Origin of the sequence: Actinomadura mexicana (genome assembly GCF_900188105.1) — a bacterium.
GTDB classification, from domain to species: Bacteria; Actinomycetota; Actinomycetes; order Streptosporangiales; family Streptosporangiaceae; genus Spirillospora; species Spirillospora mexicana.
Map to the genome: position 1 here is coordinate 328,441 of NZ_FZNP01000009.1, position 22,896 is coordinate 351,336.

Sequence of the window (22,896 nt, forward strand, 5' to 3'; positions counted from 1 at the left end):
CTGGGCGGAAAGGTGAACGTGTCCGGGTGCGCCGTGGCCCGGCGCCGCACATCGTTCAACAGGAGGGCTCGGTCGGGTGTTCAGTCGTGTCGCCATCGTGAACCGGGGTGAGGCCGCCATGCGGCTCATCCACGCCGTACGGGACATCGCCGCGGAGAGCGGGACGCGGATCGAGACCGTCGCCCTGTACACCGATGTCGACCGGACGGCCACCTTCGTCCGCGAGGCGGACCTGGCCTACGACCTCGGGCCCGCGTCCGCCCGGCCGTACCTGGACCTGGCGGTCCTGGAGCGAGCGCTGGTGGAGAGCGGCGCCGACGCCGCGTGGGTCGGCTGGGGCTTCGTCGCGGAGGACCCGGCTTTCGCGGAGCTGTGCGACCGGATCGGGGTGGCCTTCGTCGGGCCGAGCGCGGAGGCCATGCGCCGGCTCGGCGACAAGATCGGCGCGAAGCTGATCGCCGAGGAGGTCGGCGTGCCGGTCGCGCCGTGGAGCCGCGGCGCGGTCGACACCCTGGACGAGGCGATCGCGGCGGCGGCGCGGATCGGCTACCCGCTGATGCTCAAGGCGACCGCGGGCGGCGGCGGGCGCGGCATCCGAGTGATCACCAGCGAGGCCGAGCTGGCGGACGCCTACGAGCGCACCAGCCAGGAGGCGGCGCGGGCGTTCGGCAGCGGCGTCGTGTTCCTGGAGCGCCTGGTCACCGGCGCCCGGCACGTCGAGGTCCAGGTGATCGCGGACGGGGAGCGCGCGTGGGCGCTCGGCGTGCGCGACTGCTCGGTGCAGCGCCGCAACCAGAAGATCATCGAGGAGTCGGCGTCGCCGGTGCTCGGCGCCGAGCAGACCGCCGAGCTGAAGGCGTCGGCCGAGCGGCTCGCCGTCGCGGTCGGGTACCGCGGCGCGGCGACCGTGGAGTTCCTCTACCACCCCGGCGACCGCATGTTCGCGTTCCTGGAGGTCAACACCCGTCTCCAGGTCGAGCACCCGATCACCGAGTCCACCACCGGGGTCGACCTGGTCAAGGCGCAGCTGCACGTGGCCTCCGGCGGACGGCTCGAAGGCGCGCCGCCGGTGGAGCGCGGGCACGCGATCGAGGCGCGGCTGAACGCCGAGGACCCCGACCGCGACTTCGCCCCCTCGCCGGGCCGCATCGCCCGGCTGGACCTGCCCGCCGGGCCGGGCATCCGGGTGGACACCGGCGTCAGCGAGGGCGACACGATCCCCGCCGACTTCGACTCGATGATCGCCAAGATCATCGCCTACGGCCGCGACCGGGACGAGGCGCTCGGCCGGTTGCGCCGCGCGATGACCCAGACCACGGTGATCATCGAGGGCGGCGCGACGAACAAGAGCTTCGTGCTCGACCTGCTCGACCGGCCCGAGGTGGTCGACGCGAGCGCCGACACCGGCTGGATCGACCGCGTCCGCGCCGAGGGCGGCCTGGTCACCCACCGGCACTCCGCCGTCGCGCTCGCGGCCGCCGCCATCGAGGCCTACGAGGAGGCGGAGGGCGCCGAGCGGCGGCGGCTGCTGTCGACGGCGTCCGGCGGGCGCCCGCAGGCGCGGCACGAGAGCGGCCGGCCGCTGGACCTCAAGCTGCGCGGCGCCGGCTACCGGGTGCGGGTGGCCAGGGTCGGCGCGGACCGGTTCCGCGTCGCCGTCGAGGCGGGCGGCGAGGTCCGGACCGCCGACGTCGAACTCGAACGCTTCGACCGGCACCTCGGCCAGATCACCGTCAACGGCTCCCGGTACCGCCTGCTCACCGGCACCCACGGGCCGGTCCACTTCATCGAGGTGGACGGCGTGGCGCACCGGGTCAGCCGCGACGAGGGCGGCGTCGTCCGCTCGCCGGCGCCCGCGCTGGTCGTCGCCACGCCCCTGGAGGTCGGCGCCGAGGTCGAGGCGGGCGCGCCGGTGCTGGTTCTGGAGAGCATGAAGATGGAGACGGTGCTGCGGGCGCCGTTCAGGGCGCGGCTGAAGGAGTGCGTCGTCTCCGTCGGCAGCCAGGTGGAGACGGGTGCGCCGCTGCTGCGGCTGGAGCCGCTCGCCGACGAGGCCGAGGTCGCGGACGTCGCGGCGGTCGGGGCCGTCGAACTGGACCTGCCGGCCGCGCCCGCGGCCGTCCCGGCCCGCGAGCGCGCCGCGCGCGGCCAGGAGGACCTGCGCAGCCTGCTGCTCGGATTCGACGTCGACCCGCACGACGAGCGCCGGACCCTGGACGGCTACCTCGCCGCGCGCCGGGCCGCCGCCGCGGACGGGCACCGGCCGGTGGCCGAGGAGCTCGGGCTCGTCGACGTGTTCGCCGACCTCGCCGAGCTGAGCCGCAACCGGCCGGCGGGCGGCGACGGCACCGACGGCGGCCACATGCACAGCGCCCGCGAGTACTTCCACACCTACCTGCAGAGCCTCGACGTCGAGCGGGCGGGTCTGCCCCAGGCGTTCCAGGCCAAGCTCGCCAAGGCGCTCGGCCACTACGGCGTCACCGACCTGGAGCGCTCCCCCGAGCTGGAGGCGGCGGTGTTCCGGATCTTCCTGGCCCAGCAGCGGGCCTCCGCCGACGCCTCGGTCGTCGCGACGCTGCTGCGCGAGTGGCTGGGCGAGCCGCCGCCGGACGAGGCGCTGCGCGAGTCCGCCGGCCTCGCGCTGGAGCGGCTGGTGGCCGCGACGCAGGTCCGGTTCCCCGTGGTCTACGACCTGGCGTGCGGCGTGGTGTTCGCCTGGTTCGCCCAGCCGCTGCTGCGCCGCAACCGCGCCGCCGTCTACGCCCGCGTCCGCCGCAACCTGCGGCACCTGGACGCGCACCCGGACGCGCCGGAGCGCGACGAGCTCATCGCCGAGATGGTGCGCAGCACCGAGCCGCTGGTGCGGCTGCTCGGCCGGCGGCTCGTCCGCGGCGACGGCGACAACGCCGTGATGCTGGAGGTGCTCACCCGGCGGTACTACGGGAACAAGGGCCTCACCGGCGTCCGCACCCGGGAGGCCGGCGGCTGCGCGTTCACGGTCGCCGAGCACGCGGGCTCCCGCCTGGTCTCCTCCGCGGTGAGCTTCGACGCGCTCGGCGCCGCGCTGCGCGGGCTCGCCGAGCTGGCCGACGGCGACGAGGGCGTCGACGCCGACATCTACCTGTCCTGGGAGCGGCAGCCGGAGGACTTCGACGCGATGGCCGCCGCGCTGCAGGAGGTCGTCAACGCGCACCCGCTGCCGCCGCAGGTCCGCAGGCTCACCGCCACCGTCGCGGGCAGCAGCGGCGCGGTGATGCACCACCACTTCACGTTCCGCCCGGCGGAGGGCGGCGGGACGGATGAGCGGAGCGATCCGGGGGGTGTGGGGGGTCGTCCCCCCACAGGGGGCATGGCCGAGGAGCGGCTGATCCGCGGCCTGCACCCGTTCATCGCGCAGCGGATGCAGATGGAGCGGCTGCACAAGTTCGACCTCACCCGGCTGCCGTCCTCGGACGAGGAGGTCTACCTCTTCCAGTGCGTGGCGCGCGACAACCCGTCCGACGACCGGCTCGTCGCGTTCGCGCAGGTGCGCGACCTCACCGCGCTGCGCGACGGCGACGGCAGGCTGCGCTCGCTGCCGACGGCCGAGTACACCCTCGCCACCTGCCTGGACTCGATCCGCCGGGCGCAGGCGCGGCGGCCGTCCACCAAGCGCTTCCCGACCAACCGCATCGTGATCTACGTCTGGCCGACGAGCGACCTCACCCGCGCCGAGCTGCAGCGGCTCGCGGGCCGCATGCTGCCGACGGCCGCGGGCGCCGGGCTGGAGGAGGTCCTGCTCATCGCGCGGCAGCGCGACCCGCGGACGGGCGAGCCGGTCAAGGTCGCCGTCCGGGTCTCCTTCGACGCCACGGGCGGCACCCGGCTGACCGTCGGCGCGCCGTCGGACGCGCCGGTCGAGCCGCTCGACGGCTACCGGCAGAAGGTGCTGCGGGCGAGCAGCCGCAACACGGTGTACCCGTACGAGCTGACCGGCCTGCTCGGCGACTTCGTCGAGCACGACCTCGACGGCGACCACGCCCTGGTGCCGGTGGACCGGCCGAAGGGGCGCAACACCGCGGCGATCGTCGCGGGCGTCGTCACCAAGCGGACCCGGCGGCACCCGCAGGGCGTCACCCGGGTCGTGCTACTCGGCGACCCGACCAGGTCGCTCGGCGCGCTGTCGGAGCCCGAGTGCCGCCGCGTGATCGCCGCGCTGGACCTGGCCGAGCGGATGCGGGTGCCGCTGGAGTGGTACGCGCTGTCCTCGGGCGCCCGGGTCTCCATGGACTCGGGCACGGAGAACATGGACTGGGTGGCCGCGGCGCTCAAGCGGATCGTCGAGTTCACCCAGGACGGCGGCGAGATCAACGTCGTCGTCGCGGGCATCAACGTCGGCGCCCAGCCGTACTGGAACGCCGAGGCGACGATGCTCATGCACACCAAGGGCGTCCTGGTCATGACGCCGGACTCGGCGATGGTGCTCACCGGCAAGCAGGCGCTCGACTTCTCCGGCGGCGTCTCGGCCGAGGACAACTTCGGCATCGGCGGCTACGACCGGGTGATGGGGCCGAACGGGCAGGCGCAGTACTGGGCGCCCAACCTCATCGCCGCCCGGGACATCCTGATGTCGCACTACGACCACACCTACGTCGCGCCCGGGGAGCCGGGGCCGCGCGGCGCCGGCACGACCGACCCCGTCGACCGCGACGTCTCCGCCTTCCCGCACGTCCTGGAGGGCAGCGAGTTCACCACGGTCGGCGAGATCTTCTCCGCCGCGGCGAACCCGGACCGCAAGAAGCCGTTCGACATCCGGACCGTGATGCGGGCGCTGTCCGACCAGGACCACCCGGTGCTGGAGCGCTGGGCGGGCATGGCCGACGCCGAGACCGCCGTGGTGCAGGACGTGCATCTCGGCGGCATGCCGGTGTGCCTGCTCGGCATCGAGTCGCAGTCGGTGCCGCGGCGCGGCTTCCCGCCCACCGACGGCCCGGACGCCTACACCGCCGGCACGCTGTTCCCGAAGTCGTCCAAGAAGGCCGCGCGGGCGATCAACGCGGCCAGCGGCAACCGGCCGCTGGTGGTGCTGGCGAACCTGTCGGGCTTCGACGGCTCGCCGGAGTCGATGCGCCAGCTCCAGCTGGAGTACGGCGCCGAGATCGGCCGCGCGATCGTCAACTTCCGCGGCCCCATCGTGTTCTGCGTGATCTCCCGGTACCACGGCGGCGCGTTCGTGGTGTTCTCCAAGGCGCTGAACCCGAACATGACCGTGCTCGCCCTGGAGGGCTCGTTCGCGTCGGTGCTCGGCGGCGCCCCGGCCGCCGCGGCGGTGTTCGCCGCCGACGTCAACGCCCGGACCGCCGCCGACCCGCGGGTGCGGGACCTGGAGGGCCGCGTCGCGGCGTCCTCGGGCCCCGGCCGCGCCGCGCTGACGGCGGAGCTGGACGAGCTGCGCTCGACGGTCCGCACGGAGAAGCTCGGCGAGGTGGCCGCGGAGTTCGACCGCGTGCACGACATCCGGCGCGCGGTCGAGGTCGGCTCCGTCGACGCCGTCATCCGCGCCGCGGAGATGCGCCCGCGGATCATCGAGGCCATCGAGTCCCGCCGGCGGTGACCCCGCGCCGCCGGGCGCGGGGGCCGGGACCGGCCCCCGCGCGTCAGCGGTGCGGGGGGCCGGCCGCCGGTGGTTCGCGCCGGAAGCCGTCCACCGTCAGCCGGCCGGGGGCGGTGTCCGCGGAGGCGTAGCGCAGGGTCGCGACCAGGACGCCGCCGTAGCCGACCATGTAGTCGGGAGTGACGCATCCGGTCGTGTCGCTCCGCCAGCGGACGCGGCCGTCCCCGGTGTCGGTCCTGAAGGCCTCCAGCAGCCGCATCGCCGCCGTCGCCTGGCGGTGGTACTCGCGGTCGCGCGTGTGCTGGTACATGTCGAGCAGGAAGTCGACGCTCCCGGCGAGGCCGTGGCAGTAGGACGGCCCGAGCCAGCGGGCGCCGCGCGCCACCATCGACGCGGCGGCCCGCGGCCACCGGAGGTCGTCGGTGAGGCCCGCGCGGTTCATGTTGAGAAGGAACCGGCCGACGCCGGCGGCTCCGTGGCACCAGACCCCCGCCGAGCCCTCGGCGACGCTCGGCCATTCGCGGCCCTCGCCGTCCGGTAGGGCCGGTCGTGCCCGCCTCATCAGCCAGACCGCCGCCGCGGACGCCGTCCGGGCGTACCTTTCGTCGCCCGTGGCGAGGAAGAGGTCGAGGAGGCTGTCGGCTATCCCGGCGGCGCCGTGCGCGTATCCGCAGTGGGACTTCCCGCCGAGTTCTCCGAAGCCCTCCGGTATCCGCCAGCACGCCGTCCCCGGTGCGGGCGACTCCGCGGACGACAGCAGGGTGCGGCCCGCCGCCTCCGCGTGGGCCAGGTGCCGCTTGTCGCCGGTCTCCTGGTGGACGAGGAGGTGGAAGCGGAGCATGCCCGCCCGACCGTTCATCAGGTCGGGCGATCCGGTGGCCATTCCGGCGACCGCGTCGCTGATCCGGGCCGCGTCCTCGACCGGTGCGGCGTCGTCCAGCACCTGGCCCGCCGCGAGCAGCGCGGCGCCCACACCGGCTTCTCCGACGTAGAAGCCGGGCACCACGGCGCCCGGGAAGGGCGCGGACGAGCGGAGCCATTCCACGGCCCCCGACAGGACGTCGCGATGCCGCTGCACGCCGAACCGGCGGACCGCCTCCGCGAGGGCGAGGACGCATCCCGCCGCGCCGATGTGGAGGAAACGGTGCGGCAGACCCAGCGCCGAGGGGTGCGTGCTGGTCCAGGCGAGGCCCGGGCCCGCGGGATGCGCGTCCTCGCACATCGCGTCCGCCAGGGCGTGCGCGGTTTCGAGCGCGTCGTGGCGAGGTCCGGCGGCGAGCGTCGCGGTGCGGGTCGGGGCGCGGGTCGGGGCGCGGCGGAGCAGGCGTCCGACCTCCGCCAGGGACGGCCGTGCGCCGGGTTCCGCGCGAAGGCAGCCCAGGATCAGCGATTCCAGTGGTTCCGACACCTGGGGATTGAGCAGCCGGACGGGCCGCCGCGGAAGGTCGTACGGCTCGGGGGCATGGCTCGGATTGGCGCCGGTGGCCGCGTAGTAGAGGAACGCGCCCAGCGAGTAGACGTCGTCCGACGGCTCCGGAGGGCCGCCCTCGGCCGCCCGGCGCGGGCACAGGTAGCCGCGCGTCCCGGCGGGCGGCGGCTCCGGGTCGTGCACGTCGTGGGCCAGTTCGAAGTCGATGAGCCGGAGGCGCCCGCCCCCGTCGGTCATCACGTTCGACGGCTTCAGATCCCGGTAGACGATCCCGTCGCGGTGGAGGTGCTCCAGGAGGGCCAGCAGCCGCCGCCCGACGGACCGGATCTCCTTGTCCCCGTACAGCAGGCCCAGCCGCATCCGCCGGCTGAGCAGCTCCTCCATGTTGCGCCCGCCGGCGTCCTCCATCACGAGGGCGCCTCCGGGGCCGTCGACCAGAACCTCGTACAGCTCCGGGCAGACCCCCGCCCCCTGCAGCCTGCGGAGCATCGCCGCCTCGTGCGCCAGCCGCTCCGCCGCGCCCTCGCTCCGGCGGTCGACGCATTTGACGACGCACTGCCGCAGCCGCTCCAGGTCGACCGCCGCGTGCACAGAGGCCCGCGGCGTCCAGTGCAGCCGCGCGACCACGTGGTACCGGTGCGCGAGCGCGCGTTCCAGCGGGGTGTCGCCCCGCTCGGCCGCGCCGGACGCCTCGAACGGGTCGAGCGTCACCGGAGCGTGCCTGCGCCGGTCGTCGACCACCAGCGCGCCCCGGCCGTCGTACAGCCCCGGCACCACGTGGCCCGGTTCCAGTTGCAGGGGAATGAGCTTGAACGCCCCGTACCGGTAGTGGACGGCGCTGTCGCGCCGCAGCGGGTAGTCGGAGGGGATGCGCGGACCGGCCTGGCCGGGCGTCGCCCGGTCGAGTTCCCCGGCGAGCCGCACCGCCTCGGCCGTGTCGTCGGGATACACCGTCAGCCACTTGCCGACCTGGGTGAGGCCCAGCTCGCCGCGGTTCATCCGGTCGAGCTCGGCGGCGGTCCCGACCAGTTTGAAGTCGGCCCTGCCCGCGGCCAGGACCGGCAGCACCGCGCGCAGCGCCCTCTCCGCGCCGCCCGCGTGCGCCGACACGTGGATCTTCCACCCCTGGACGGGACGGTCCGCCGGCCCGCGCCGGGTCGCGCGGACCCACACCCCGTTCTCCTCGACGTCCCAGGCCGCGCCGGGCAGGCTCGCCCGCAGCAGCCCGGGGACGTCGGCTCCGGCGTGCTCCCCCTTCACCGTGGACGCCACCGGATCACGTGGTGAACGGGACGCATCCGCAGATGGTGACGATGCACGAGATCCCGTCGCAGGTGAAGGCGCACTCCGTCTCGGGCGCCTGCCCCGACCACCCGAAGGGCCCCTCGGCGAGCCGCAGCTCCCGGGTCAGGTCCTCGATGATCGGTTCCACGACGCCCGCGTCCCCGAGCATCCGGCCCGGGTCCCGGCGCAGCGCCTCGGCGTAGTCCGGCTCGCTCACGGCGCGGGCCAGCACCCGGCGCACCTGCTCGCGCGTCTCGTCCAGGTTCTCGCTCATGACGCGATCTCCTCCCCGTTCCCGCCGTCAGGCCGTGCCCGGCCCGCGGCGCTCGATCATCTTCCGCATGCTCTGCGCCTCGATCTCCTGCTGGACGTTCTCGACCTCGGCGGCGACGGCCACCGAGACGACCACGGAGACCGCGACGTCCACGCCGACGTGCACGTAGGTCTCGGCGACCTGCCCGATCCCCGGCTCGCGGGCTCCCGGCACCTCGCGCGGGACCAGTTCGGACAGGCGCCGGCCCGCGATCTCGGCCCGTTCGGCGTCGGAGACCCGCACGCCGAGGTCGGCGAGCGTGCCCGCCGGGTCGTGTTCGAGGCGGTCCCGCATCTCGGGCCGGGTGATCAGGTCGTCGAGGGCGCGCGCGAAGGTCTCGGCGTCGATGCCGACGCCCTCGCCGATCGGGAATGGGGTGGTCATGGTCGTCTCCGCTCCGGCTAGCGCATGAGTGACTCCGGTCCCCAGTCGGGACCGGCGGGCACGGGGTCGTCGTCCGTGCCGATGAAGTGGCGTTGCGGTATCCCGACGTTCACGGGCCCGGCGCCCGCGCCGGGCGGGGGCGCGGCCTCGGGCGGCAGGTCGGACGCGCGGAGGGGCTTGGGCGCCCGGGAGACCTCGCGCAGGCTGCGCAGGCCGGTGCCCGGCCGCCGGAGGACCGTCCGGGGGTAGAAGTCGTGGACGGCCTGGGGGAACGCGAACTCGATCATGCGCCGGCCGGGGGTGCGGATCAGCGCCACGGCCTTGAGCTGCTCGACCAGGTCGCCGATCTCCCAGATCTCCTCGGGGGTCAGCCGGACCCCGGACCGGAACAGGTAGAGGTCGCGGAAGAAGCCGAAGTCGTTGTACATGGTCTCGTTCACCACGCCCCGGGCGCGGTCGGCCTGCCACAGCCTCGATCCGGGGATCTGGCAGTACCACTGGAGCAGGATCCGGACGCCGTACAGCGCGTGCAGGCGCACGGCGAACCGGATGGTCTTCTCGACCTCGGCCTTCGTCTCCCAGGGCAGGCCGAGGATGAAGGAGAAGTCGGCCCGGTCGCTGATGCCGAACTGCTGGAGCCGGCGCGCGGCCCGTTCGAGGATGTCGCAGGTCGTGCCCTTGCCGACGAGCTTCAGCCCCTCGTCGTAGCCGCACTCGGCGCCGATCAGGAACTGGCAGGTGAACGGCGCGATGGCGGGCACGTACGGCTCGTACAGCAGGTCGGTCGCGCGCGAGTCGTACACCAGCAGGGGCCGCAGCCCGCGGCGGGCGATGGTCTCGGCGATGGCGGTGGCCCGGCGGGGGTTCATCGAGAACTCGTCGTCGATGATGTGGACGGTCCGGTAGAGCGTGCGGTCGAGGTGCGGCAGCACGGCCTCCAGGCGGTCGACGAACGCCTCGGGCTCCAGGCCCCGCCAGGTGCGCCGGTAGGAGGTGCTGCAGAACGAGCAGTCGAAGGCGCAGCCCCGCGACGACTCGATCGCCAGCCCCTTGTAGACGCCGGCCGGGACCTCCGCGTAGTCGGGGACGGGGAACTCCGCCAGCCGCTCCGCCGCCATCTTGGGGGCGAGGGCGTTCCGCGTGATCGTTCCGTCGGCCTCCCGGCGGCTGAGGTTCGGGACCCGGTCGAGACCGGAACCCTCGGAAATGGCCGTGCACAGCGCGGGCAGACCCGTTTCCGCCTCCCCGCGGATCACATAGTCCACCGGGAAGGCGCCGAGAATGTACTCGTCGAACATCGTCGGATGGATCCCGCCGAGGACGATCGGCACGTCCGGCCGTTCGCGCCGGACTTCCCGGATCACCACGCGCGCGGTCGGCCACGACATCGACGTGGCGCCGATTCCGACCAGATCGCAGTTCTCCAGATCGGCCGCCCAGGCCGTGAGCCGGTGGCCGGCCGCGGCGATCAGATCGGCGAGCACCACCTCGTGGCCCTCCGCGCGCAGCACCGAGGCCAGCAGGTAGATCCCGTACGGCGGGCACTCCCGCACGGCGTCCATCGCGATGGAGCGCAGATCCCCGGCCCCCGCGGCTCCGCCGCGATAATCCATGATCGGCGGTTCGACGAGCAGAACCTTCACGGCCTTCTCCCGTCCGAGAAAGACCGGACGGGGGAATGCGCGCCGCGCGATCAATTGCGCCGCCGCCTCTCCCCCCGCACCCCTTTCCCCGCATCCCCGTTAACGGGTTAATGGTCGTCCCGGCCCGAATTCCAGGTCAAGGGACGGTAAAGTGATCAATGCCCGAAAACGCCGTTAGAGTCGTCACCGAAAGAGGCCCGCGCCCTGCCGGGCGCTAGGAGATCCAGCCGCCGGCCTGCGCCTGGTCGAGGGCCTCGTCGGCCTCGCGGGTGTCGAGCATCTCCAGACCGCGGACCGCCCAGAACCGCAGCGACTCGTCGGGGCTCTCCAGCTGGCCGCGGAACACCTCCAGGGCCTCCGGCGACCGGGCCTCGGCGATCAGTTCGAGCAGCCAGCAGCGCAGGCGGGGGTCGTCCCGCTCGGCCGCGAACTCCGCGACCAGCTCGCCGACGTAGGCGTCGGCGTGCTCGCGCAGGAAGTCGAACGCGTCCTCCCGGATCCGCGGCTCCCTCGTCCGCATGAGCTGCATGGCCTGATCGAAACGCCGCCGCGACATGCGCCGACCCTACGACCGCCTCCCGACAGAACGCACCCCGACCAACGGGCGGGGCGTGGCCGGCCGACGGCGCCGAAGCGCCCGCCTTCCCTGTTCGTCACACTCCGTGTTCTTATAATTGCGATGCGTTGCGACGTTCGGGGCCGGAGCGCGTCCGCGCGCTCCGCGAGGAGGGGTGTGCGTCTTGAGGACGAGCTGGAAAGTGGCGGGCGTGGCCGCCGGGACGGCCGCCGCCGCGGTCGTGTCCGCGGGGTGGTCGGTCGGGGCCTCCGGAACCGGAGCCTCCGGAGGCGGCCGGTGGAGGCTGGTCGCGCAGGAGGAGTTCGACCGGCCGCTGCGCGTCGACGGGTCGCCGTGGCGGCTGGACCCGCAGGGGCCGCGCGGCCCGTGGCACGTCGACGCGTTCGACGACGACGGGGCGGCCTGGAAGAAGATGAGCGGGCCGCTGTTCGAGCGGCAGATGAAGACCCTCAACGTGTTCCGCAAGCGGGTCGCCTTCGGGCGCGAGGGGTGGCTGACGGCGGAGGTCGCCGCGGTCGACAAGGACCACGACGGGCGACCCGACTCCCGGCCCGGGCTGTCGGCCGTGACGCTGCCGGGCGGGCACCACGTCGCCCGGATCTCCGAGCCGAGCTGGGACGCGGGGGTGCTGATCCGGCCGACCCGCCCGCTGCCCCGGTACTACCGGGTGGAGATGACGCTGCGCGGCATCCGGTTCGGCGGCGAGCGGGGCGGCACGTTCGACTACGACGGCAGGCACAACGGGTACACCAGGGAGCCGTGCAAGACCCGGTACCCGTGGACGTTCCAGGGCGCGGTGCCCGGCAGGTCCCGGTGCCAGTACCCCGACGTGACGAGAGAGAACGGGTTCTACTACCTGACGATCCTCGACCACGCGAACCCGGCGCCGCACGGCAACCCCGGCATCCACTTCCGGCGCAAGGCCATCATGGACGGCTACTACAGCGACGACGCCCGCTGGAAGAACGCCGCGACCTGCAACCCGAAGACCCGCACGATGTACCGGACGTTCGACGGCACCTTCAACGGCGTCAACGCGCTGTTCCCGCGCGGCGACCTGTTCCGCGAGACCGCCAACAACAACATCAGCAACGAGTACTACGCCAAGACCGCGTGCGGGGAGGCGTCCATGGACCGGCGGTACGGGCCGGGCGGCCGGTTCGAGGGGCACCTCACCAGCGCCGAGCTGCGGCCGGAACTGCTGCCGAAGGCCGCCTACCGGTTCGCGATCGAGCGCGACCGCACCGGGTACACGCTGGAGATGAGCGGCCCGTTCCTGCACACCGGGCAGGCCACGCTGCGCGTCCACCACGACTTCGTGGAGAACGGGCGCCCCATCTGGCACTACAACCAGACGCCCGGCGAGTACGACGGCCGGTTCGACCGCCGGCTCGTCCACAAGGGACCTGCCGGTACGTACACGACCGAGCACAGCTGGCCCAAGGGCTCGGCCTACCCCGACTCCTTCATCATCGGCGACCCGCACCTGAACTACTACGAGGGCGAGGCGTACGTCGACGACGTCCGCCTCTACATCCCCGGGCACCGGGGGTGATCCGCGCCGGCGGGGCGCGTTCCGCCGTCAGCGGGACGCGCCCCGTCCGGGATCAGCAGCGGCCGGTCCAGGAGCACTCCAGCTGCGGGGCGTTCCCGGAGACGCGGAAGCTCCGGACCGCGGCGGGGTCTCCCCCGGCCAGCCGGATCGCGACCCTGTCCTCGATGTCCTTGGGCGCCGCGCCCTGGTAGCCGTTCAGCACGACCGAGAAGACGAGCCGCCGCCCGGACGGGTCGGTGACGTAGCCCGACAGCGCGGAGGCGCCGGTCAGCGTCCCGGTCTTGGCGTGCACGTTGCCCGCGGCCGGGGTGTTCCGCATCCGCGACCGCAGGGTGCCTCCGTCGAGGCGGTCCGGGTCGCCGGCGACCGGCAGCGCCCGGTACCAGGTGCTGAACCAGGGCGCGGCCTGCGCCTTCTTCAGGATGGTGCTGACGTCCTGCGCGGTCGTGCGGTTCTCGCGCGACAGCCCGGATCCGTCGGCCATCTCCAGCCGCGCGGCGGGGACGCCCTGGCCGCGGGCGTAGCGCTCGACCACGGGCAGCCCCGCCGTCCAGCTCCCCCTGCCCGCCTTCTCCCGGCCGATCGCCTTGACCAGGGTCTCGGCGACCATGTTGTTGCTGAGCTTGAGGAACGGCACCATCAGCCGCGACAGCGGCATCGAGGAGCGGGCGGCGAGCGCGGCCGCGCGCTTCGGGGTCCTGCCGCGCCCGGTGGCGCCCTTCACCTGGACGCCGTGCGCCCGGAGCGCGCTCCGGAAGACGTCCGCCGCGTACAGGCTGGGGTTCTCGACCGTGCGCAGGGTGGTGTAGGCCGCGGCGCCCGCCGGATGGGAGCCGCTGACCACGATGGTGCCGGTGCCGTTGGCGCGGTTCACCGCCAGCGTGGACGGCGTCCCGGGACGTCCCGTGACCGCCCTGTTGTCGATCCTGACGGTACGGGTGGCCGGGGCGAGCCCGACCGCGACCGGTGCGCCCTCGGCGCCGCCCGGCTTCACCGACACCTCGACCGACCCGGCGTCGAAGTCGTCGTTCGGGGCGACGGTCAGCGCGGACGTCTGCGCGGCGTAGTAGTACTGCAGGTCGGTGGGGTCCCAGTGGGAGGGCGTGCGGACGGCGTCGAACCAGGTGTCGTCCGCGACGAGGCCGCCCTCGACGCGCCGGACGCCCCGCGCCGCCACCTGGGCGGCGAGCCGGTCGTAGTCGGCGGCCCGCGTCGTCGGGTCGCCCGTGCCCTTGAGGTACAGGTCGCCCTTGACGGACGATCCGGACACGGTCCGGGCGTACACGCCGGTGCGGAACCGGTACCCGGGCCCCAGCAGCGACAGCGCCGCCCCCGACGTGTAGAGCTTCATGTTCGAGGCGGGCATCACCGGCGCCGTCGCGCCGCGCGAGTAGCGGACGGCGCCCGTCCGGGCGTCGCGCACCACGGCGCCCACGGTGGCGCCCTGGAGACGGCCGTCGGCGAGGATGGCGTCGAGGTCCTTGCCCAGATCTCCCTTGGCGGCTTCTCCCTTGGCGGCGGCCGCGGCCGCCGGGTGCATGGCGGGAGCGGCGAGCAGGGACGTCCCGGCGACCAGGACGGACGTGATTCGCACCAGTGGTCCACGCATGTGGTGGGAGCGTAGGGCAACGGCCCGGCTACGGCAGCGGAACGACACGGCCGGCATCAGTCCCCCGCGTCGATGTTCGCCGCCGGCCGCTCACCACATCGCGTCGAGCAGTTCCGCGACCGCGTCGGCGTCCGGCCGCCGGGGGTTGGGATAGGGATCGGCGGCCACCCGCTCGGCCATCTCGCGGAGCCGTTCGCGGGGGACGCCCAGTGCGGACAGGCGGGTCGGGCCCCGGTGCGCCCGGGCGAGCGCGGCGACGACCGCGACCGGGTCCGGCCCGGCCACCCGGGTCAGCCGGGCCGAGGCGGCGGGCGCCGAGGGCAGGTTGAACGCCATGACGTGCGCCAGCAGCATCGTGTGCAGCTCGGCGTGCGGGAGGCCGAACGCGCCGCCGAGGACGTGCGCGAGCTGGTGGTGCAGCCCCATCCGGGTCTGCGCCAGGCAGATCCCGGCGGGCCACGCGGCCGACTGGAGGCGCGCGCGCCCCTCCAGTCCGGTCGGGTCGTCGAGCACCTCGGGCAGCGCGGCCAGGATGCCGGCGGCGGCCTCGGTCGCCAGCGCGTCGGTGACCGTCGTGGCGTCCGGCGCCCACAGGGCCTCGACGGCGTGGGCGAGCGCGTTCATCGCGCTGGTCCGGGTCAGGCCGGACGGCATGCCGAGGGTGAGGCGGGGGTCGTAGACGACCGTCCCGGGCGCCAGCCCGGGGGCGCGGCGCGTGGTCTTCACCCCGTCCTCGGTCTCCCCCAGCACGGGCGTCATCTCCGAGCCCGCGTACGTGGTCGGCACCGCGACCTGCGGCATGCCGGTCCGCGCCGACACCGCCTTGGCCAGGCCGATCGCGGATCCGCCGCCGACCGCGACCACGCAGTCCGCGCCCGCGGCCGCCTCCAGGGCGCGCGCCGTCACGGCGACCGGGGTGTGCGGGGCCGGACGGTCGAAGCGCGCCGCGAGCCGGGCCCCGAGCGCCCCGGCGATCCGGTCGGCGGGCCCGGCGGCGGACGGCGCCGCGACCAGCAGCACCCTGCCCGCCCCGATCCGCGCGACCTCGTCCGCGACGAGATCGCTCGCCCCCGGCCCGACCAGGACGCGGGACGGCAGCGCCTCGTGGACGACGACCTCGTCCGCACTGCTCATCAGGACCGGCTCGCCAAACGGATCATGCTCACTCTCCTGTGCGCGACCTCTCTCCTGTTCAGCGCCGCCGGTCTCCCACGTGACACGCGTCCTCCTGCGGTACCGTCCTGACCAGGCGATACGTCCCGGCGCCGGAGCCGCCGCCGGTCAACCCGCGCGCTCGGCGATCCGGCGGAGCAAGGCGACGAGCCGGTCCCGCTCCTCGCCGTCGAGACCGCCGAAAAGCCGCTCGCCCACGTCGCCACCGGCGCGCCGCCCGCTCTCCAGCGTCCGCGTCCCGTGCGGGGTCAGGCTGATCGAGTGGGCCCGGCGGTCCTGCGGGGCCCGCTCGCGCCGGACCAGGCCGCCGCCTTCGAGTTCGTCGACGATGCGCACCATCGTGGACTTGTCGATGCCGGTGAGGTCGATGAGCCGCCGCTGGCTGGACGGCCCGTACAGCTCCAGGGCGAGCAGCATGCCGAACCCGCGCACGTCGATGCCGAGGGGGCGCAGCTCGTCGTTCAAGCTCGCCCGGCTCCGGTTGTGCGCGGAGGCCAGCAGCATGCCGAGCCCCACGTGCCGGACGGCGGGGTCGTCGTCCTCGGACAGGAGGCGTTCGAGCAGGTCGTCGAGCATGGCCCCAGCTTAGGGGTTGCTGATATAGTCTCACTTGAGACTTTCTCATTAGAGAAAGCATGGTGGGCGGCGCATCGAACGAGTGAGTGGAGACGCGCATGCCCGAGACGACCCGCCGAAGCGTCCTGCAGGTGACCGGCCTGGCGATGGCCGCGGCCGCCGTTCCGGCAGGCGAGGCGGCCGCCGCCACCCCCCGGCGGTCGCGCGGCAGGATCGACACCCACCACCACGCCGTCCCGCCCCGGATGCGGCAGTGGGCGGTCGAGCAGGGCCTCCTCCCGCCGACCGGCGGGCCGTCCTGGGCCCAGTGGACGCTGCCGGACACCCTGCGGACGATGAACACCAGCGGCATCGCCGCCGGAGTGGCCTCCGCGCCGGTGCCCGCCGAGGTGTTCAGGGACCGGAAGGTCGCCGCCTCGGGCGTCCAGGTGTGCAACGAGTCGCTGGCCGAACTGGTGCGCGAGCACCCCACGAGGTTCGGCTTCTTCGCCAACGTGGCGATGCTCCACCCCGACCTGGCCGTGCGGCAGCTCGCCCACGCGCTCGACGACCTGGGCGCGGACGGGGTGCTCCTCAACACCTCGGCCGACGGGCACTACCTCGGGGAACCGATGTTCGACCCGCTCTGGGCCGAACTCGACCGGCGCCGCGCGGTGGTGTTCACCCACCCGGTCGCCCCGAAGGGCCTGGCCGAGGCCCCGGGCGTCGGGGACTGGCTCGCCGACTACCTGCTCGACACCACCCGCACCGCGCTCGGCCTCATCGCCGCCGGGACCCTCGACCGGTACCCGAGGGTGTCGGTCATCCTGTCCCACGGCGGCGGCTTCCTGCCGTACATGGCGGGCCGCGCCGAGCGCTCGGCCCGCGAGGACGGCGGCCCGCTCCCGGCGCGGATGCGTCCGGCGCTCCGCCGGTTCCACTACGACACGGCCCTGCCGGCGTCCCCCTACGCCACACCGTCCCTGATCGCCGCCGTCGGCGCCGACCGCGTCCTGTTCGGCACCGACTGGCCCGCCAACACCGCCCGCGAGGTCGCGCTGAACACCCGGGACCTCGACCGCGACCCGGTGCTGGACGACCGCGCCCACCACGCCGTCGACCGGGCGAACGCCCTCCGACTGCTCCCCCGGCTGGCCGAACGCCTCAGGTGATGCCGACGGGGAGGGTGCGGGGGCCGCGGACCTGGCCGGCGGCCCAGGTGACCGCCGCCGGGTCGGCCAGGGAGAAGGACGGGATGCGTTCCAGCCAGACTTCGAGGGCCACGCGCAGCTCCATGCGGGCCAGGTGCGAGCCGACGCAGCGGTGGATGCCGAGGCCGAAGGCGGCGTGCCGGTTGACCTCGCGGTCGATGGCGATCTCGTCCGCCCGGTCGAACTGCGCCGGGTCGCGGTTGGCGGCGGGGAACGACAGCAGGATCCAGTCGTCGGCCTTCATCTCGACGCCGCGCCAGGTCATGTCCTCCCGCACCAGCCTCGCCATCGTCACGGGCGCGAAGGCGCGCAGGAACTCCTCCATCGCGGTCGGCACCAGCGACGGGTCGGCGACGAGGCGCTCGCGGTCCGCGGGCGTCTTCGCCAGGTGCCACAGCGAGGCGCCGATCGCGCTCCAGGTGGTGTCGATCCCCGCGATGAGCAGCAGCGCCATCGTCCCCGAGACGTGGGACGGTTCGAGCCTGCGCCCGTACAGCTCGGCTTCGACGAGGTAGGTGGTGAGGTCGTCGCGCGGGTTCGCGACGTGGTCGCGGATCTGCTCCAGCAGGTAGTCGAACAGCTTGTCCATCCGCGCGATGCGCTCGTCCGGAGGGAGGTTGACGCCTTCGAGGGTGTTCTCGACGAACTCGCGGAACCGGGGCCCGTCCTCGGAGGGGAAGCCGAGCATGTCGGCGATGACCCGGATCGGGATGTGCTGCGCGTACTCCTGGGCGGCGTCCACGACGTCGCGGCCCTCGAAGGAGTCGATGAGCTCGTGGCAGTACGCCCTGGTCGCGGGCTCCAGCCGCGCCACGGCGGACTTCTTGAACGCCGGGAGCAGCAGCCTGCGCGCGTCGTGGTGGAACGGCGGGTCGGAGGAGATCGGCGGTGTGACGCCCACCGGCGCCACCTCGCGCGGCGGCCGGAAGTTGCTCATCACGACCGAGCGGGAGGTGAAGCGCTCGGTGTCGTAGGCGATCGCCGCGACGTCCTCGTAGCGGGTCGGCAGCCAGCCGCCGCCGAACCGCTCGGTCCGCGCGACCGGGCAGCGCCGCCGCAGGTCGTCCTGGATCGGATACGGGTCGGCGGCCCATTCCGGTTCCAGGTGGGAGAAGTCGGTCGCCCAGTCGGAGACCGGGCCCGTGACGGCCTCGTTGCGCGTGCCGAGCGGGCGACTCTCCCGCTCCTCCCTGAAGCTCTTGCCGAAGCGGTCGTCCGCGGTCATCTCACGCCTCCCTGAGGACGTCGACCGCTCGCTCGGGACAGTTCGCGCCCGCCAGGCGGGCCTCGTGCTCCCCACCCCCGGGGACGGCGCCGTCCCCGAGGACCGTGCCGTAGCCCTCGTCGTCCTCGCCGAACAGGCCGGGGGCCAGGTCGTAGCACCGGCCGTGCCCCTGGCAGCGCTTCGGGTCGATCCGCACCTTCACTGTGTTCCTCCCTGGGGCCGGCGCGAGCGCGGCCACGATCCGCGCGAGCAGCGCCGCCCACTCCTCGTCCCCGACGGCGTGCATGTCCGGCGGGATGAGCGCGCTTCCCATCCCGAGCACCAGGCAGAGGTGGGCGAGCGCGTTCGGCGACAGCGCCGGATCCATCTCCTCGCCCGCCTGGGCGATGCGCATGAGCCCGGCGAGCCAGTCGCCGCGCTCGCCGACGTAGTCGCGCATGGGACGGGCGACCTCCTCGTCCCGGCGGGCCGCGACGAGGGCCTCCACGACGAGGTGGGCGCGGGCGTCGCGGCGCTTCGGCAGCCACCGCCCGATGGCGAGCAGCAGCTCGACGACCGGGCGGTCCGGGTCGGCGTCGAACAGGTCGGCCAGCAGCCGCCGCCCGTGCGCGCGGAGCGCGGCCACCAGCAGCTCGGCCTTCGAGTCGAAGTGCGCGTACAGGGCGCCGTTGCTGACGCCGGCGGCCCGCGCGATGTCGGCGACGCGCGTCCCGTCGTAGCCGCGCCGCGCGAACTCGTCGGCCGCGGCGCTCAGCAGCCGCTCCCGCGTCTCCGCGCGAGTGACGCCCGCAATACGCCCCATACCGAAATTAAACGAGCGTTCATTTGAGGGGTCAAGGGCCCCGGCGCGACGGGTGGTTCCCGGCGGGCCCTTGACGCCGGGTCCGCCGTGCTCGGATACTCGTGAGCCGGAATGAAAGCTACTTTCATACAATGAAAGCACGGAGGGCGGGCAGTGGCACGTGGCTGACGGGTCTGCGACGACTCAGGGGACGCCGGGCACCGGGGCCGACTGGCTCGGCCTGCGCGGCGCCCGGGTGCTCGTCCTCGGCGCCGGCGGGATCGGCGCGGAGTGCGTCGGCGGCTACCTGGGGGCCGGGGCCGTCGTCACGGCGGTCGACCGCGACCCCGCGCGCCTCGACGCCCTGCCGCCGGGCCCGGACGGAACCCCGCCGCACACGATCGCGGCCGACCTGGCCGAGCCGGGCGCCGGCGGAGACGCCGTCCGGCAGGCGGTGGAGGCGATGGGCGGGCTGGACGTGCTGCTGCACTGCGTCGGCGTCAACGACCGCCGCCCGATCCTGGACTTCACCGAGGACGAGTGGGACCGGGTGCTGCGCACCAACCTGTCCACCGCGTTCGGCGCGGCGCAGGCGGCGGGACGGCACATGGTGGCGGCCGGCCGCGGGCGCATCGTGCTCCTGTCGTCGGTGTCCGGACTCCTGGCGCACCAGAGGCACGGCCCCTACGCCGCGTCCAAGGGCGGCATGAACCAGATGATGCGGGTCATGGCGGCCGAGTGGGCGCGCCACGGCGTCACGGTCAACGCGGTCGCGCCCGGTTACGTCGAGACGCCGCTGACCGCGGCGCACCTCGCGCGGCCGGGCGTCCGCGACGAGCTGGTGCGCCTCGTCCCGGCGGGGCGGCTCGGCACGGCCGGGGAGATCGTCGGCCCGATACTGTTCCTGTCCTCGCCGCACGCGGCCTTCGTCACCGGGCACGTCATGTACGTCGACGGCGGCCGCACGCTCGTCTGACCATCCAGGAGAAACATGAGCACGCAGCAGGGCATCTTCCCGCGGTTCGCCGGGAAGGCGGTGCTGGTCACCGGGGCCGGGACGGGGTTCGGCGCGGAGATCGCCGTCCGCGCGGCCCAGGAGGGCGCCCGCGTCGGGGTCCACTACAACAGCTCCAAGGAGGGCGCCGAGCGCACGGCCGAACGCGTCCGGGAGGCCGGCGGCGAGGCGTTCGTCGTGCAGGCCGACATCGCGTCCTGGGAGGCGATCCGCCGCCTCGCCGACGAGGTCTTCGCGTGGGCGGGCACGCTCGACGTGCTGGTCAACAACGTGGGGGACGTCGCGACCGAGCAGATGTCGTGGCGGCAGCTGACCCAGGAGTCCCTGGACCGCGTCATCGACGTCGACGTCAAGGGCACGCTGCTGATGACCCACGAGTTCGGCTCCCGGATGCTGGACCAGGGCCACGGCTCGATCGTCAACATCGGGTCCACCGTGGTCGTGCGGGGCAGCGCCCGCGCCCCCCAGTACGCCGCCGCCAAGTACGGGCTGCTCGGCATCACCAAGTCGTACGCGGCGGCGTTCGCGCCGGCCGTCCGCGTGAACACCTTCGCGCCGGGCTTCATGGAGACCGGCGCGACGCTGGAGCGCGAGGACTGGAAGTCGGGCCGCCGCGAGAAGCTCATCGCGCAGACGCCGCTGGGCACGATCCCGCCGCCCGAGAAGGTCGCGGGCACGGCGCTGTTCCTCGCCACCGAGGACGCCTCCCACATCACGGGCGCCTACATGCTCGCCGACGGCGGCTTCAACATGGTCGGGGCCTGACCCGGCCGTGCCGGGGCCTGAGAGGAACCCATGAAACTGATCACGTTCGACGAGGGCCGGGTCGGCCGCCTCGACGGCGAGGACGTCATCGAGCTCGACGTGCCGTCCACGCGGGCGTTCTTCGAGCGCGGCGGCACGGCGCCGGAGACCGGGGAGCGGCTGAGGCTGGCCGACGTGCGGCTCCGCGCGCCCATCCGGCCGAAGAAGTTCTTCCACACCGCCGGGAACTTCGCCGACCACCACGAGGAGCTCCAGGCGGTCAACTGGTCGCATCCGGTGCACAAGGGCATCGTGTTCTTCCAGAACGTCGACGCGGTCATCGGGCCGGACGACCCGATCGTGTACCCCGAGCACCTCACCCGGGAACTCGACTACGAGCTGGAACTGGCCGTCGTCATCGGCAGGCCCGGCAAGTTCTTCGGGCCCGAGCAGGCGCTGGAGCACATCGCCGGGTTCACCGTCTTCAACGACGTCACGGCGCGCGACATCCAGCGCCGCGAGATGGAGTCGGGGGTGTTCTCGTTCAGCAAGGCCATCGACACGTTCTGCCCGATCGGCCCGTGGATCGTCACCGCCGACGAGATCGAGGACATGCAGGACCTCGCGATGGAGCTGCGGGTGAACGGCGAGACGCGGCAGACGGGGCACACCAAGCAGATGCGCGTGTCGATCCCGCACCTGGTCGCCTACCACTCCCCGCAGACCTACAGCGCGGGCGACATCATCACGACGGGCACCGTGTCGGGCGTCGCCGCCGTCCAGCCGGACCCGTTCGACTTCTACCTGCGGCCCGGCGACGTCGTCGAAGCCGAGATCGAGGGCGTCGGGACGCTGCGCAACCCCGTGGTCTCCTGGCAGGACGCCCACGGCGAGGCCCCGCCGAAGCGGGTCGACTGGTGAGGTTCGCCAACCTGGGCGGGCGTGCCGCCGTCATCGCCCGCGCGGACTCCGGCGACCTGGCGGTGGACGTGGCCGAGGCGAGCGGCGGCCGGTTCCCCGCCGACCCGCAGGCCGTCTTCGCCCGCTGGGACGCGTTCTGCGAATGGGCGGCGTGGTCCCTGGACCCGGCGCGGGGCAGGCCGTTCGCACCGGAGGAGCTCGGCCCGCCCGTGCCGCGTCCGGCCCAGGTGTTCGCGATCGGCGTCAACTACGCCGCGCACGCGAGCGAGGCCGGGTACCCGCCCGACTCGGCGCCGGTCACCTTCACCAAGTTCCCGAGCTGCCTGGCCGGGCCCGTCTGCGAGGTCGAGCTGCCGTCCGACACCGTGGACTGGGAGGTCGAGATGGTGGTGGCGGTCGGGCGGGAGAGCAGCGGGGTCCACCCGGTGGACGCCTGGGACCACGTCGCCGGCATCACGCTCGGCCAGGACCTGTCCGAGCGGACGTCGCAGCTCGCCGGGTCCAAGCCGCAGTTCAGCCTGGCCAAGTCGTACCCGAACTTCGGTCCGACCGGCCCCTGGCTGGCCACCCTGAGCGAGTTCGACGACCCGTCCGACCTGGCCCTGTCGTGCAGCCTGTCCGGCGAGACCGTGCAGAGCGCGCGGACGTCGGCGATGGTCTACAGCGTTCCGGAGCTGCTCGTCCGGCTGTCGCGGGTGTGCCGCCTGTTCCCGGGCGACCTGATCTTCACCGGGACGCCGTCCGGCGTCGGGAACGCCCGCACGCCCAAGCGGTTCGTCAAGCCGGGCGACGTGCTGGTGAGCGAGCTGGAGGGCGTGGGGCGCATCACCCAGCGCTTCGTCGCCGGGCCGCCCGGCGGGCCGCGTCCGCACGCCGCTCGCTGA

Annotated in this window: 17 protein-coding genes; 7 read left to right on the forward strand and 10 right to left on the reverse strand. The window is 73.8% G+C overall.

The window, feature by feature from the left end:
- Window positions 1-76: 76 nt before the first annotated feature.
- Window positions 77-5,593 carry an ATP-binding protein gene (locus CHC11_RS24490; RefSeq protein ID WP_089314133.1) on the forward strand — a complete coding sequence of 1,839 codons (5,517 nt, stop codon included), beginning with the start codon at window positions 77-79 and terminating at the stop codon, window positions 5,591-5,593.
- 43 nt (window positions 5,594-5,636) lie between these two features.
- Here the strand turns inward: CHC11_RS24490 and CHC11_RS24495 are convergent, their stop codons facing one another.
- From CHC11_RS24495 to CHC11_RS24515, 5 genes are all read right to left on the reverse strand, one after another.
- Window positions 5,637-8,294, reverse strand: coding sequence for a class III lanthionine synthetase LanKC N-terminal domain-containing protein (locus CHC11_RS24495; protein ID WP_089314134.1), 2,658 nt, complete (start codon window positions 8,292-8,294; stop codon window positions 5,637-5,639).
- Window positions 8,295-8,298: 4 nt separating this feature from the next.
- On the reverse strand, window positions 8,299-8,580 hold the full coding sequence (locus CHC11_RS24500) for a hypothetical protein (RefSeq protein WP_089314135.1): 282 nt from the start codon (window positions 8,578-8,580) through the stop codon (window positions 8,299-8,301).
- Between the two features lie 27 nt (window positions 8,581-8,607).
- Window positions 8,608-9,003 carry a hypothetical protein gene (locus tag CHC11_RS24505; protein WP_089314136.1) on the reverse strand — a complete coding sequence of 132 codons (396 nt, stop codon included), beginning with the start codon at window positions 9,001-9,003 and terminating at the stop codon, window positions 8,608-8,610.
- 17 nt (window positions 9,004-9,020) lie between these two features.
- Window positions 9,021-10,646: a B12-binding domain-containing radical SAM protein gene (locus tag CHC11_RS24510; RefSeq protein WP_089314137.1), complete on the reverse strand. Its 1,626-nt coding sequence runs from the start codon at window positions 10,644-10,646 to the stop codon at window positions 9,021-9,023.
- 214 nt (window positions 10,647-10,860) lie between these two features.
- A complete protein-coding gene (locus CHC11_RS24515) occupies window positions 10,861-11,202 on the reverse strand; it encodes a HEAT repeat domain-containing protein (RefSeq protein ID WP_218826225.1) in 342 nt (113 codons plus the stop codon).
- A gap of 184 nt (window positions 11,203-11,386) precedes the next feature.
- Between CHC11_RS24515 and CHC11_RS24520 the strand changes: the two genes are divergently transcribed.
- Entirely contained in the window at window positions 11,387-12,778 is a 1,392-nt protein-coding gene (locus CHC11_RS24520; RefSeq protein ID WP_143227284.1) for a hypothetical protein, read from the forward strand.
- Window positions 12,779-12,830: 52 nt separating this feature from the next.
- Here CHC11_RS24520 and dacB read toward each other — a convergent pair whose 3' ends face one another.
- From dacB to CHC11_RS24535, 3 genes are all read right to left on the reverse strand, one after another.
- Complete coding sequence (gene dacB / locus CHC11_RS24525; RefSeq protein ID WP_089314139.1) at window positions 12,831-14,387, reverse strand: D-alanyl-D-alanine carboxypeptidase/D-alanyl-D-alanine endopeptidase; 1,557 nt, start codon at window positions 14,385-14,387, stop codon at window positions 12,831-12,833.
- Between the two features lie 90 nt (window positions 14,388-14,477).
- Complete coding sequence (locus tag CHC11_RS24530) at window positions 14,478-15,521, reverse strand: maleylacetate reductase (protein ID WP_089314140.1); 1,044 nt, start codon at window positions 15,519-15,521, stop codon at window positions 14,478-14,480.
- Between the two features lie 147 nt (window positions 15,522-15,668).
- Entirely contained in the window at window positions 15,669-16,136 is a 468-nt protein-coding gene (locus tag CHC11_RS24535) for a MarR family winged helix-turn-helix transcriptional regulator (protein ID WP_089314141.1), read from the reverse strand.
- Between the two features lie 98 nt (window positions 16,137-16,234).
- On the opposite strand from CHC11_RS24535, the gene CHC11_RS24540 reads away from it, so the two are divergent.
- Window positions 16,235-17,287: an amidohydrolase family protein gene (locus CHC11_RS24540; protein ID WP_089314142.1), complete on the forward strand. Its 1,053-nt coding sequence runs from the start codon at window positions 16,235-16,237 to the stop codon at window positions 17,285-17,287.
- On the opposite strand, the gene CHC11_RS24545 is transcribed toward CHC11_RS24540, so the two are convergent.
- Entirely contained in the window at window positions 17,280-18,551 is a 1,272-nt protein-coding gene (locus tag CHC11_RS24545) for a cytochrome P450 (protein WP_089314143.1), read from the reverse strand. The two genes, CHC11_RS24540 and CHC11_RS24545, sit on opposite strands and share 8 nt — an antisense overlap.
- 1 nt (window position 18,552) lies before the next feature.
- On the reverse strand, window positions 18,553-19,353 hold the full coding sequence (locus CHC11_RS24555) for a TetR family transcriptional regulator (RefSeq protein ID WP_245919685.1): 801 nt from the start codon (window positions 19,351-19,353) through the stop codon (window positions 18,553-18,555).
- A 160-nt stretch (window positions 19,354-19,513) separates the two neighbouring features.
- Between CHC11_RS24555 and CHC11_RS24560 the strand changes: the two genes are divergently transcribed.
- Genes CHC11_RS24560 through CHC11_RS24575 form a run of 4 tightly spaced genes read left to right on the forward strand, consistent with a single transcriptional unit; the run spans window position 19,514 to window position 22,896 of the window.
- Complete coding sequence (locus CHC11_RS24560) at window positions 19,514-20,308, forward strand: SDR family NAD(P)-dependent oxidoreductase (RefSeq protein ID WP_218826226.1); 795 nt, start codon at window positions 19,514-19,516, stop codon at window positions 20,306-20,308.
- Between the two features lie 15 nt (window positions 20,309-20,323).
- Window positions 20,324-21,112, forward strand: a complete 789-nt coding sequence (locus CHC11_RS24565; protein ID WP_089314144.1) for an SDR family NAD(P)-dependent oxidoreductase — start codon at window positions 20,324-20,326, stop codon at window positions 21,110-21,112.
- 30 nt (window positions 21,113-21,142) lie between these two features.
- Entirely contained in the window at window positions 21,143-22,012 is an 870-nt protein-coding gene (locus CHC11_RS24570; RefSeq protein ID WP_089314145.1) for a fumarylacetoacetate hydrolase family protein, read from the forward strand.
- The gene (locus tag CHC11_RS24575; protein ID WP_089314146.1) at window positions 22,009-22,896 is read left to right on the forward strand and encodes a fumarylacetoacetate hydrolase family protein; all 888 of its coding nucleotides are present in this window, start codon (window positions 22,009-22,011) and stop codon (window positions 22,894-22,896) included. The genes CHC11_RS24570 and CHC11_RS24575 overlap by 4 nt, the downstream gene beginning before the upstream one ends.